Consider the following 13,376-nt stretch of genomic DNA (forward strand, 5'->3'; position numbering starts at 1 on the left):
AATTAATAAAAATCAAAATGAACAGTCAATGGAAAAGTTTTCTAAAAAATCTGGGAGAATGGCAAGGGTCTTTTACCCAGTTCTCACCCCAAGGAGAACTCATTAATGATATTCCCAGTCATCTTACCCTAGAAAGTTTTAATGAAAATCGAACAGCCCGCCTAACCCTAAAACGATTTTATCCTAATTCCGATCCAACACTTGAACCGGAAATTAAAGAATTAGTTCGAGAATACCAATCTCTGGGACGAGATATTTTATTTTTTGAGAATGGTACTTTTTCTCAAGGCACTATTCAACTGTCTCCGATTTCAAAATCTGGTGCAGAGTTTGGGTTTATTCATGAAAATCGACGGTTGCGCCTAGTAGAATTATTTAATCTTGATGGTTATTTAGAAAGCTTAACTTTAATTCGAGAAAAACGTCAGGGAAGCAATGATATTGAACGCCCTGCTTTAACCCTTGAAGCCTTATTAGGAGAGTGGAAAGGTGAAGGAATTACCCTTTATCCTGATTTACGTTCTCCTGATATTTATCCAACTCGAATGCAGTTGCAATTAGAGTCTGATAGTAAATATCAACTGCTGCAAAATTTAACGTTTGGGGTTCAAGACATTAAAATATCCTCAAAAGCTAGAATTGAGGGTTCAATGATTCGCTTTGATCAAGGGAAAAACCCAGTTAGAGTCATATTATTGCCGGATGGGGCATCTGCTACAATTCCTGAACGAGTAGAGTTAAGAAAACCCTTCTTTTTTGAAGCAGGTTGGTTAATTAAGCCTGATATTCGACAGCGTTTAATTCGTCAATATAATGATAAAGGAGAATGGTTGAGTTTAACATTAGTTACAGAGTATAAACAATCCTAGGAGTCAGGTTTTATCCCTATAGCCTACATTAAATAATGATTATTTTTTGATACAAAAAAATTTTTTAAGTTAGAGGGCGAGAAGACCTCGCCCCTACGGAATTTTTACCCTTTGACGCAGAGAATTTGTTTTAAAGTGGCTACCACTTCAACTAAATCGGATTGTTGTTTCATGACTTCATCAATGGGTTTATAAGCACCGGGAATTTCATCAATCACTCCTTCATCCTTGCGACATTCAATCCCTTGAGTTTGTTGAATTAAATCATCCAAACTAAATTGTTTTTTGGCTTTAGTTCGAGACATTAAACGCCCTGCGCCGTGGGAACAGCTACAGTAACTATCATGATTTCCCTTGCCTTTAACAATAAAAGATTTTGCTCCCATTGAACCTGGAATAATCCCATAATCTTGTTCTGCTGCCCGAACTGCACCTTTACGAGTAACATAAACTTCTTCGCCAAAATGCACTTCTTTTTCAGAATAATTATGATGGCAATTAACCTCTAATAAAGGTTTGGTGGGTTTACCTCCCGCAATGGCTTTTTCTACAATTCGTTTAAACCGTGCCATCATAATATCTCGATTTAATCGAGCATAATGTTGTGCCCATTGTAAATCATTCCAATAGGCTGCAAATTCGGCAGTTCCTGATACAAAATAAGCTAAATCAGGGTCAGGTAGTTTAAGTTCAGCTAATTTTGCTAGATGTTTTGCAGTGTCAATATGATTCTGGGCTAACATATTACCAATATGACGAGAACCAGAATGCAGCATTAACCAAACGTTGTTTTCTGCATCTAAACACAGTTCAATAAAATGATTACCCCCTCCTAAAGATCCCATTTGTTTCATGGCTTTTGATTCTAAGTTTTGAACTTTAGAATGTAGATCTTTAAATTCTCGCCATCCTTGCCAGTTTGTAACAGCTTTTTCAATTTCTTTATTGTCATTAAATCCAACTGGAATAGCAGCTTCAATTTCTTGGCGAATTTTTTTGAGTTTTCCCTCGACTTGTTCGCCAATAAAAGGTAATTTAACGGCACACATCCCACAACCCACATCAACGCCCACAGCCGCTGGAATAATGGCTTCTTTTGTAGCAATAACAGAACCAACTAATGCCCCTTTTCCTAAGTGAACATCGGGCATTAAAGCAACGTGCTTAAACACAAAGGGCAAAGAAGCGACGTTTTTCGCCATTTTGGTTTCTTCGGAACCTAACTCATGATTTGCCCAAGATAGGACGGGTTTAGGGGTGGAAAGTTTTAAGGTTTCGTAAGGCATAAGAGTTTTATAGTCTATCTAAATATTGATTTATGTCAATTATATTACATTTGTAACATACTGTCAAGAGGTGTGCGGATTTATGGTAGGGTTAAGTTGCGTGAACTAAAAACCAGGTTTCTATGGGAGATTAATGGTATCAAATTAAGATCTGTGGAGAAACCTGGTTTCTGGACGGCGATCATTTCCCTTTAAACTAAAATCTCCTATGTATTCAACTAATCCGCAAATTCAATTTAAGCTCATTCAAAATCCTGATCATCCTGATTTTAAAGTGGCGATCGCTCTTTATGAACAAACATTTCCTGCTTATGAACGAGTTTCGGTTGCTTGCATACAAGAAGCAATTCTAGCGAAAAAAGCTCAACTCTGGGGGGGTTATTATCAAGATCAATTGGCTTTAATGTCAATTTTATATTTTCTTCCCAGTCAGGATTTTATCTTATTAGCTTATTTAGCAACAGTTCCCCATTTAAGAAATATTAAAATCGGCTCTCAATTTTTGAATTATATAATTGATTTCGTTAAAAACCAATCTAAAACTTTAGTCTTAGAAGTTGAACATCCTGATTTTGGAGAAGATCGGGAATTAAAGCAACGCAGAGTCGGATTTTATACACGCTTAGGAGCAAAAACGTTAAAAAATATTATTTATATTTTACCTGCTTTAGATGGCACTAAAACCACAGAGATGCTGTTGATGGTTATGCCTCATGATCATAACTTAGAAAAATTAAATCCAACCATTGTTAAACAGTTAATTAGAGAGTTATATCAAGTCGTTTACCATTGTCATCCTAACGATCCTATTTTTAATTGGATTGAAAATATTAATGACAATATTCTTCTAACTGATAACTGATAACTGACAACTGACAACTGACAACTGACAACTGATTATTGATTCATTTGACGGTTAACAATATCAATTTTTTTCACAAAATAATCCTCTCTGTATTTTAACTGTTGTGCTAAGGCTAATCCTTGTTGAAAGGCTGCGATCGCAGATTGATAGGCTTTTTGAGATAAATAAATATCCCCGATTTGATCATAAGCATTCATCATGCCATAATAATTATAAGCTTGTTGATTGACTAAAACTTGAGCTTGATAAATATCTAAAGCGGTTTTAATTTGGTTTTGAGAACGATAAAGTTTACCTAATCTTCCTAATGCTTCACTGGCGTTATCAAACTGTTGAATAGAGGTCGCAATACCATAAGCTTCCTGATAAGTTAATCCGGCTTGTTCAAATTGTCCTAATTTTTCATAATTCCCACCAATGGCTAATTTAATTTCAGGAATGGGAAATAAATTAGGTTGATTTGCATAATAGCCTGCTAGTCTTTCCCGAACAGAAATAGCCTTTAAATATTCTCCAATTTGTTCATAAATAAACGCTAATTGTTGCAGCGATCGCACTTCACTCGGTGGTGGTGTCGGGTTGGGATTTTCGGGTGTAGCTGGTTGGGGTTGAGGAGGTAGCCTATCCCCTTGTACGGTACGAATTTCCTGCTGTAATTCTAATAGTTTTTCATAGGTTTCCGAGGCTTTGGGATAATCTAACCAATTCATATAAATTTGAGCAATCTCATTAAAATATTGTTCTTCGGCTAAAATATCTTGACTTTTGTTAGCCGTTTCTAATAAAGTTTGATAAACAATTAAAGCTTGATTTTTAGCTCTAACATTCTTAAAAGCTAATCCCAAAAATTGCCATAATTCCAAATTATTATTCTTTTCTGTTTGCAGTTTTTGTAAAATTTGATCCAGACGTTCAGTGATAAATTTTATATAGAGTCGTTGACTATTATTCCAAGCAATTAATCCCACCCGATTTAAAGCAGCAATTTCTTGAGATAATCCAAAATAACGACGAATTCTTAACTCTCGGTTCCATAATTCAAACGCACCCGGAATATTTTGGGCGGCTAATAATGCGGTGGCTTCTACATTCAGTTTGGCTAATTCTGGTTCTAATATGTCCTGTTGACTTTTGCCTAAAATTTGTCCTTCAGAAGGGGGAGAAGGAAGTAAAGGGTCGGGTTCTTTACTGAATAACGGGTTAGGAGAAAAATCATCTAATAAGGGTTTTTCAGGTTCAGTTTCTTTTTTCTTTTCTGCGATCGCAATTCCCATATTTCCGAAACCATATAAAATTATAACAACAACCATTACAATATAATTTAATGTTTGAATGGTAAGACTTTTGCGATTGATCATAAGGTTAACGGTGTATTCTTAAAAGCGATTATAGCCAGCATAAATCAATTGTACCCTAGAAGCAACCGTCAATGCTACTGAAACCTGATAAAATATGGGATAATAGCAGGATAGAATTCAGGAGGAAAGAAAATTGAGAGTTGGCAAAAAATATAAAAGCTTTTTTAAAAATCTGGCAATTTTATTCTGTAGTTTGGTATTTTTAACCGCTTGTTCTATTCCGCAAGTGTCCGCAGAGGAGAGAATGTTTGTTGATTTATCGCTCAGTTTTTTAGGGAAATATGAATTATCAAACTCAACAACATTGAAACATCAATCTGTCGAGAAGTTATCATCTCTGACTTATCAAGTTCCGGGGTATGGAACCTCAACGGATAGCAGAATTCGATTTTATGGGTTATCAGATACAGCAAAAACAGAGTCCCCAGCTAAGTTTTACACCTTGAACTTTACCTTAGATCCGTCTGAATCTATCCCGTTAAAAGATATTACCATAGACGGATTAACAATACTCAAGGATAAACAGGATCAACCGCTTTTGGAAAATCAAGTTTACCCTGAAAGTATTGCCTTTTCTCCGCGTCATTCTGTGTTTATTTCGACGGAAAATTTAGAAAATGTTAACACTCCTCCCTTAATTGCTGAATACGATTTAATAACCGGACAATTAAAAAATACTGTTCCTCTTTCTCCCTTTTATTTTCCCCAATTTAATGAATCTGAACAAACCCAAGGAGTCGAACCTAAATTTGGCTTTAAAGGCTTAACAATTTCTCCCGATGGCTTTAGTCCCGATGGTCGAGATCCCTTTAGATTATTTACGGTGACAGAAAAACCTTTAATTCAAGATCGAGATCCAGAAAATTCAACTAAATTAAGATTATTGCATTATGTCATCGCAGATAGAGCTTCTTTTCTAGTTTCTGAAACCTTATATCTACTAGATGAAACCTCTCAACGCTTAGTGGATATTGCAGCGGCTAAAGGGGGAATATTACTGAGTTTAGAACAATCAAAAGACACGGGTAAAATTTATCAGTTATTCACCGGAGATGCAACGGACACCTCTCGTATGGTGAGTTTACAAGGAGACTTAATTAAAGTACAACCTGTGCGAAAAAAATTATTACTTGATTTACAAGATTTAGGAATATCTTTACAACAGTTAAATGGAATGACGTTAGGCTCTCGTTTACCGGATGGAAATCAAAGTTTAGTCTTAATGGGTGAAGATGATTATCATAAAACTCAGGTTTTATTCTTCAGTTTTAAACAAAGTTGAATTAAATAAATAGTGGCTAATAATTAATAATATAATAGTAGCTTAACGGTGAAATCGTTTTGCTAAACTTATAAAGCCCAAATAACCTAATTGATTCAACAGTTTCAGCCATTCTCCCAAGGACGCTGATTTTTTATAGTAGATACGAATGAGATGGATAGCAGCATCTCCAATTATTTTCATGGAATTTAAGCGTTTTCCTTCTGGATATTTTTCTTTTGAAATGACTTGAATAAATTCACGCGATACATCACGATTTAATTTACCAAGTCTATATTCAAAAATATCACTCTCTGTTCCCTTTCTACTGGTTAAAATCAAGGTACTTTGCCCTAATAAACTCCGTAGTTCGTTAGCTAATTCTTTAGGACTTTCTGTGTCTTCTAAACCATCAATAACTATTAGAGTTTGCGTGTTATTTAATATCTTACTGATTTCAATTTTACACTTTTCAATATCTTGTAATACGAAATGAGGTAATTTGAGTTCACTCCCAATGTCTTTAATAGCATCTTTTAAGGTTAAACGAGAATCTCGTGAGCTAGAATTAGTTTGATTTTGTTCCGGATAATATTGATATACTTTTGCTCTGACCCAAGCAATTTTTGAGAATAATTTAGCATGATAAGCTTGGGATACTAATTGATGACAAAGGGCAGTTTTTCCTAAACCACCGATACCCAGTATTCCAATTATCCCTAAAACTTTATTTTTTTGTTCAGATTCTAGGTATTTTAAGAGTTCTTCTATTTCAGGATTTCGTCCTACAAATTGACCATAAGTTTTTTCTTTTTGCCAAGTTTCTTCACTATACTCTTTAGGAGTACCACCAAAAGTATTGGTTTGTTGATAGCCTTTACAATTTCGTTCAATAGCTGCTTTAAAATTCCTTTTAGTTACTTTTTCTCCTAATGCTTCTGAAAGTTTATCCCAAAATTTATTTCCTACATCTTTTTGAAGATAGTTTTGACTATAAGCATGGCTCTCAGCTATTGTATTGTAAGTTTTTTTCTGCCAAGATTCTCTAAAAATAATTGTCTCAATATCACTAAGTTTCTCTCCAAATTTTTCATAAAAACATCTGTTGGCTACTTCCAAAGCTTCATCTTCACTTAAGTTGCTGAATTGCTCTGTCATAAGATTAAACACCCTCACCTGACTTTACCTGACTTTACCTGACTTCTCATTATATCAGATGTTAAAGTCCTGATTTTAACTAGATTTTTGCTGTATCGACCATTTTGACTCGCTACGAGAACATTGATTTATAGGTTTAAGGGTTCAGTTTTAGTTCATTTTATTTCGCCAAGTAGATTGAACAAACTGAGCCTTCAAACCATTCATTATCAAGCATTCTGGAAATATACGAGTAAGCACAGTTGGCCAACGAGCTTCTCATCCCATTATTGAGAGGTAATCTGTGATGAAACGTCTTTCTTTAACCCAAATTTTACTGATTGTGAGTTTAATGGTTCATACTGTAAGATTCATGGGTGATATTTTGCCTTATAATCAACCTGCTTTTGCTTCTCCAGATCCTTTTGAAGTTAAGGTTAATCATAATTGTCCAGATGGTAATACAGGAGGAACAAAGTAGTTTGTAATTCTAACTAGATTTGCCTAGATTATAGGCAGTCTAGTTTGGTTTTATAAAATCATTATTGTTTAACTTTCTGCTTTCCTAATTCCTGCCATTCTTTGATTTCTGGCTGATTATCTGGAGCAGAATAAGTTAAACATTTTTGCCATTCTATCTGTGCTGGCTTTTGTTCAGCTTCTAATACTTGCGCCATTAAACAGTAAGGGGGTGCTAGATTTAACTTTAAGTCAATAGCTTGTTTTAGAGATTGTTTAGCTGCTGATAATTGTCCTAATTTTAATTGTGACCAGCCTAAATTTTTATATAGATCATGTTTAGGGTTAATCTCAGAATTAGGATTAATTTTTAAACTGGTCTCAATTAAAGTAATAGCTTGATTGTAATTACCTGTTAAGATTTCTAAACGAGCTAAATTATTGTAAGATTCGTCCAAATTTCCTATATCAATAGCTTTTTGATATTCATTTTTGGCTGAACCTAATTGTTCTTGATTGTCATAAAGTAATCCTAAGTTATGATGAGCCGAAACAGATTTATTATTGAAAAATAAGGCTAAACGATATTGCCATAAAGCACTATTATAATTGGATTGCTTAAATGCTTGTAAACCACGATCATTAAGTTGTCTAGCAATTTGAGGTGATAATAAAGATAAAATTAGAGAGGTTACAACTAAAAAGGTAGCTATAGGAATTGTATTTAATAAAAATTTTTGTTTTTGAATTAAAAAGAAATAATGCCAATAATTTTGGTGTTTTATTAGCTCTAAAATTTGATTAATATTTTCGTTTTTTTCTTGTTCTATCGCGTCTAAGTATTGTAAAATAATTGATGTATTCTGAGGACGTTTACCCGGATATTCTTCGATCATATAGTTAATTAATTTTGCTAAAGATTGAAATTCATCTTTAAGTGTGTTTTTGGCAAAATCTTCAGGATTATTTCCTGTTAATAAACTCACAAAAGTGCGCCCTAATGCAAAAAAATCTGATTGAGGAAAACATAAACCTGTAAATTCTTGTTCTGGTGGTGTATATAGGGGAGATACAATTTTTGTACCAGATTCATTTTTACCCATCTTAATTAAATAAGTTGTTGTCATTTGTCTAACAGCACCAAAGTCAATTAAAACTAAAGTTCCCTCAGACTTTAGGATAATATTTTCTGGTTTAATATCTCGGTGTATCAGTTTCTCTTGATGAATTAGAGCAATAGTTTCCGTTAGTTGTTTTAACCAATTTATTGCCATTTTTATATCGGTAATTTTTTGATTTTTTTCTAACCACTGTTCTAAATTTTCTCCAGTAACTTTTTCCATGACTAAACAATGTAATGGCGTTAAATAAACTTCTGGGGTAATAGTAAAGTAATCATAACCTTTAGGGATACCAGGATGAGCTAATTTTTGTAATACTTTTGCTTCTTGTTGAAACAGAGAAATGATTTTATTTTGATCTTTTTCTGGATAATATTGAAATTTATTCTGCTGGAGTATTTTTAATACTTTATGTTCTTGATCTTGGAGATCATAGACTTCCCACACTTCTCCAAATCCTCCTGTTCCTAAAAGACAGATTACCTGATATCTATGATTAATTATTTTTCCTATTTCCATGATTAATCACACTGAATAAATGACTAATATTTATCTGAAAATATCCTAACCCTGAATCTGAATCCACTTGTAATAATAAATTTTTTAATTGAGTATATAAATCTTCAGAACAGTTTAAATTAATAAGTTTGTCTATAATTTTGTTCGATAGTTTAGGATTAATTAAGTTTTTATTAGGATTAGGATAAACTAAAGGATGAGTCCTCAATAATCCTATATTTTGCCAATTTTGTGTTTTTATGACTGCTATAATATTAGCGCAAAACTTTTCCATAAATAAATTACTAACATATTTCTTAATAAATGGAGGTAGGCTATAAGTTATTTCTGTATTATTAGCATCTTGAATTAAGAGCGATCGCCGTTTGAGTGATTTCATCGTATCAAGAATATCTGTCCCTGATAAATAGTGATCAAAAACTTGTTTTAACTGTTCTTGGGACAAATTTTCAGTAATAATAGCCAGTAAATAAATAATATCTATTTCCTTTGCCGATAGTTTAGTAAATGCCTGGATAATATAGTTACTAATGACATCACTTACTAGGAGTGAACTTTGTTTAAAATATTGTAAAATATTTCCATTAAATTCTTGTTTAATATCCTGTGCTACCAGGTTAAGAACTCCAGGGTGATAACTATAACGTCTGATTAAATTAGTTAAAGATTGAGTATCTTTTCCCAATCCTTGCTGTTCAAAAATCTGGAGAGCAGATGCTGGATCTAATCCCTTTAAATCCCAGGAATAAACTGGCATTTGTTGAGATAATAACAGTTCAAATTGTCTCGGTTTTTCTTGACTTATAAAAAGCCCACAACTTTGATGAGATGTTTTAGCGATTTGGCTTAATAACTCTCCATACTCTTCATATTCCTGGCGGTAATAACCCGCTAAATGTTCTGATTTTAAAAGTTCTTCCCAATTATCTAATATAAGTAAACAACGATGATTACGAAAATAATCAATAATTTGTTTTATATCTCCTGTAACATTTGTAGGTTGTTCAGTTAAATCATGCCAAAATAAAGAAAAAGACTTAGGATTAGATAAATTTTTATAAATAATACACTCAAACTGATCTGTGATTTTATCTAAAAGATTTATGATTAAACTTGTTTTACCAATTCCAGACATTCCTGATAGTAAAATAACTCTTGTTTGTTTATTATTTAGCCATTCTAATAACTGATTTAACTCATTTTCTCTTCCATAGAATATAGGCTGATGGGGAAGTTCATGTAAATTAGATTTTAAGGAAAAATTATCAAATTGTTGAGGTTCATTCTCAGTTATTTTTCGCCAATCTAAATCCAGAATAGCACAATAAATTTTAAAAGCATTTACGTTAACTGGATATATTGTTTTATGAGAAGCAAATCGGCTCCAAGTTCCCCAAGAAATATTTTGAACATAAATTTCTCCAGAATCAATCAATGTTTTAATTTTTTCTAAAAAAGTAAATTTATTATTTTTTAAAATTTCCCACTTGATTTTATCTAATTTTTCCTGTTTGTGTTCTTGAGTTTGGCGTTTATCCCTTTCAACTCGAAAAATTTGTTCAAAATCTTTCAACCACCGAGGGTCATTATCACTTAGCTGATGCTTTTGTTGATATTCCTCAATATACCTATAACAAGCAATAACCAAAGGCCTAGTATCCTGTTCGCTGACTTTCCATTTTCTATCTGCGATCGCAGTTTGAATCTTTTGATGCCCTTCTTTCGAGGCTGTAAAGGTTTGACCTACCATACCTAGTTTTAATTCATTGTCAAGATCAGTTGAGATCAGGAATAAGCCGATCTTAGCAGATATGACAGCTTAAATCATCTCTTGGAATAATCAAGGTGTAGTGAAGCGAGAAACCTTTCTTGCCGAGGAAAGAAGGTTAAGCCTTTTCCCAATTCATTCAACCTTAATACAATAATAGGAGAACAATTTATGCCTAGTCCTTCAGACTTTGGAATTAATCTTAGTTCTATTAACTATCAAGCGGCAGGTAATAAGATTGTTGCTGGTAACAATGATCCTACTTTTTGGTGTACTGAATTTGCTTATGGTCGTGCAATTGAAAAGGGATTATTTCAAAATAATCAAGGTTTCGGAGCCAAATACTTTGGTAATGCTGGCTACTGGGATGATAATTTGGGAGGATGGACTCGTCAACCCCAAACTAATAGTTTTGTGGTTTGGGATCCCGGGCAAGCGGGAGCCGGTTCTGTCGGTCATGTAGGTTTTGTGGAACGAGTTAATTCTGATGGTTCATTCACTTTATCAGAAGCCAACTGGGCGGGACAATATTTTAACTCTCGCACTGTATATCCTGGAACAACTGCATTTAATAGTGCGAAATTTGTACCGATAACAGGTGGAACAACTCCACCTCCAGGGGGAACTCCTACATCTGGCAACGATAATATTACCGGAGGTGCAGGTAACGACAATATCAATAGTTTAGCTGGAAATGACACTGTATCAGGAGCAGCAGGAAATGATACCCTAAATGGTAATAGTGGTAACGATCAACTATTTGGCAATGATGGGAATGATTCATTACTAGGTTGGACAGGAAACGATACCGTAACGGGTGGTAATGGTAACGATGTCTTAGATGCCTTTTATTACAGTGGTCTTGGTGGTAATGGAGAAATTGATTACTTAAGAGGAGATGCAGGTGTAGATACCTTTGTGATTGGAGATTATTACGGCAAAGGTTACTTAGGAAATGGTCATGCTGTCATTGAAGATTTCAACTGGCGGGATGACTATATCAAAATCCAAGGTAGTTTAAGTCAATATGCCCTTAAGCCTGGCAATCTTTACGGCTATTCTGCTAATGATACTGCAATTGTTTTAAGCAGTAATAATAGTGAAGTATTAGCGATTGCTCGTAACGTATCCACAGCTAATAGTACAATCCGCTATTCTTCATCTGATTTTCTTTCAGCTTAATTTTCTTTCTATGGGGTGAATGATTTTTTATCAATCATCTCACCCCATTTCTAAAAGCAACCTATGATTTGAGATAATTTTCCCCAAATGTATTAAAATCTGATTATTAAAGCTAATAACCCTAAGAAATCAATTACTCCTATTATAATGTCAGTTAGTCTTAGAGCCTCACAATCAGGCCGAGTATCCATCGAGCAAGCCCGCAAAAAGAAAGGCTGGTCAGCTAATTCTTCAATGTGGTGTAGCTACGTTCCTACATCACCAGCTACCTTGAAACGATTTCGAGAAGGAAAAGCAATCAGCCAAGATGCTTTCATTAAACTCTGTGAAACTGTTGGTGTAAAGTGGGAGGATGTTGTCGATCATTCTAGTCCGACATCTTCTCAACCTGAACAAGTTCCCGAATTTTTTCAATTTGATGAATCTTGGGTTGGTCGAGAACAACTCCTCACCGAATTAAAACAGAAAATAGAAGGTTGTTGTCGAGTTTTGATTATTACAGGAATTACAGGAATTGGGAAAACAGCTTTAGCTGAAAAATTAGTCTTTGATTTACGGAAAGATTGGTTAAAAGATGACTGGACAAAATTTCATTCAGAGAATTTAGATAATCAAAACCAAGCCTCAGATTTTGCTAGTGTTGCAGTTCGTTGGCTTGAAAAATGGGGACAGATTGTTACCTTAGAAGACCGTAAAAATACAGAACAAATCCTCCATCGTTTAGTCAATTTCTTGGTTAAAAATCGTTATCTTGTGGTTATGGATTCCCTAGAATTGATTATGAAAGGGAATGAAGACGAAGGCTGGAGTGATTTTGAAGATGAAGGGTGGGTTAAGTTTTTTCACGGTTTATTAGCGAGTTCTATTTGTCAAAGTCGCTTAATTCTCACGACTCAAGAATTACCCGGACAAATAGATTCTCGCTATAAAAATTTTTGGGATTCTCAACTTTTAAGTGGACTTGAAGCATCAGAACAACTAGCATTGTTTGAAAAGACAGGATTAGATATTGAACCTGCTTCTGGTCATCAACCTTATTTAGAGCGTATTGGTAAAGCGTATGAAGGTCATCCTTTAGCTTTAAGGGTTATTTCCGGTGAAATTGGTGACAAACCCTTTTTTGGTAATGTGATTGCTTACTGGAATACATACGGAAAGGAAATTGAAGAAGTAGAAAAAGCGATCGCAGAAGCTAAAGAACAAGGTATAATTCAAGGTGCGAATGACCAATGGAAATTAGACCGATATACTGGGAATCTCAGAAAAAGAGTCCGTTCTCGACTAGAAATTACCTTTAGTCGTTTAGAAAAAGATGCGTTTAATGCTTATCTTCTACTCTGTTCAGCTTCCATCTATCGCTGTGCTGTGACTCCTGATTATTGGTTAAGTTTATTAGAAGATGATTGTGAAGAAGAAGAACAAGAAATTGCTTTAGAAACATTGCGCGATCGCTTTCTTTTTGAAGATAGTGTAGAAAATAATCAATCTGTAATTAGACAGCATAATTTAATCCGCAGTATCGCCCTAGAATATCTGAAAAACATGGATTAA

General features: G+C 34.2%; 11 protein-coding genes. 6 read left to right on the forward strand and 5 right to left on the reverse strand.

The genetic code is table 11. The features are described 5' to 3' along the window. Positions 1 to 17: 17 nt before the first annotated feature. Entirely contained in the window at positions 18 to 869 is an 852-nt protein-coding gene (locus NMK36_RS14335; RefSeq protein WP_072720678.1) for a DUF3598 family protein, read from the forward strand. 104 nt (positions 870 to 973) lie between these two features. Here NMK36_RS14335 and NMK36_RS14340 read toward each other — a convergent pair whose 3' ends face one another. Beyond that, entirely contained in the window at positions 974 to 2,155 is a 1,182-nt protein-coding gene (locus NMK36_RS14340; RefSeq protein WP_254174019.1) for an RtcB family protein, read from the reverse strand. A gap of 208 nt (positions 2,156 to 2,363) precedes the next feature. On the opposite strand from NMK36_RS14340, the gene NMK36_RS14345 reads away from it, so the two are divergent. Beyond that, positions 2,364 to 3,017: a GNAT family N-acetyltransferase gene (locus NMK36_RS14345; RefSeq protein ID WP_072720680.1), complete on the forward strand. Its 654-nt coding sequence runs from the start codon at positions 2,364 to 2,366 to the stop codon at positions 3,015 to 3,017. A gap of 35 nt (positions 3,018 to 3,052) precedes the next feature. On the opposite strand, the gene NMK36_RS14350 is transcribed toward NMK36_RS14345, so the two are convergent. Next, positions 3,053 to 4,378, reverse strand: coding sequence for a tetratricopeptide repeat protein (locus NMK36_RS14350; protein WP_254174020.1), 1,326 nt, complete (start codon positions 4,376 to 4,378; stop codon positions 3,053 to 3,055). 133 nt (positions 4,379 to 4,511) lie between these two features. Between NMK36_RS14350 and NMK36_RS14355 the strand changes: the two genes are divergently transcribed. Next, positions 4,512 to 5,660: an esterase-like activity of phytase family protein gene (locus NMK36_RS14355; protein WP_245824322.1), complete on the forward strand. Its 1,149-nt coding sequence runs from the start codon at positions 4,512 to 4,514 to the stop codon at positions 5,658 to 5,660. Between the two features lie 42 nt (positions 5,661 to 5,702). Here the strand turns inward: NMK36_RS14355 and NMK36_RS14360 are convergent, their stop codons facing one another. Beyond that, complete coding sequence (locus NMK36_RS14360) at positions 5,703 to 6,797, reverse strand: NB-ARC domain-containing protein (protein ID WP_254174021.1); 1,095 nt, start codon at positions 6,795 to 6,797, stop codon at positions 5,703 to 5,705. Between the two features lie 286 nt (positions 6,798 to 7,083). On the opposite strand from NMK36_RS14360, the gene NMK36_RS14365 reads away from it, so the two are divergent. Then, positions 7,084 to 7,257 (forward strand): hypothetical protein, encoded by a 174-nt coding sequence (locus tag NMK36_RS14365; protein WP_186440430.1) that lies wholly within the window; start codon positions 7,084 to 7,086, stop codon positions 7,255 to 7,257. Positions 7,258 to 7,318: 61 nt separating this feature from the next. On the opposite strand, the gene NMK36_RS14370 is transcribed toward NMK36_RS14365, so the two are convergent. Both NMK36_RS14370 and NMK36_RS14375 read right to left on the reverse strand, forming a co-directional pair. Then, entirely contained in the window at positions 7,319 to 8,875 is a 1,557-nt protein-coding gene (locus tag NMK36_RS14370) for a serine/threonine-protein kinase (protein WP_254174022.1), read from the reverse strand. Then, on the reverse strand, positions 8,853 to 10,625 hold the full coding sequence (locus NMK36_RS14375; RefSeq protein ID WP_254174023.1) for an ATP-binding protein: 1,773 nt from the start codon (positions 10,623 to 10,625) through the stop codon (positions 8,853 to 8,855). The genes NMK36_RS14370 and NMK36_RS14375 overlap by 23 nt, the downstream gene beginning before the upstream one ends. A 189-nt stretch (positions 10,626 to 10,814) precedes the next feature. Between NMK36_RS14375 and NMK36_RS14380 the strand changes: the two genes are divergently transcribed. Both NMK36_RS14380 and NMK36_RS14385 read left to right on the forward strand, forming a co-directional pair. Beyond that, positions 10,815 to 11,825 (forward strand): CHAP domain-containing protein, encoded by a 1,011-nt coding sequence (locus NMK36_RS14380; protein WP_072720684.1) that lies wholly within the window; start codon positions 10,815 to 10,817, stop codon positions 11,823 to 11,825. Positions 11,826 to 11,972: 147 nt separating this feature from the next. Beyond that, the gene (locus NMK36_RS14385) at positions 11,973 to 13,376 is read left to right on the forward strand and encodes an ATP-binding protein (protein WP_072720685.1); all 1,404 of its coding nucleotides are present in this window, start codon (positions 11,973 to 11,975) and stop codon (positions 13,374 to 13,376) included.

The organism is Planktothrix pseudagardhii, from assembly GCF_904830925.1.
Taxonomy (GTDB): Bacteria; Cyanobacteriota; Cyanobacteriia; order Cyanobacteriales; family Microcoleaceae; genus Planktothrix; species Planktothrix tepida.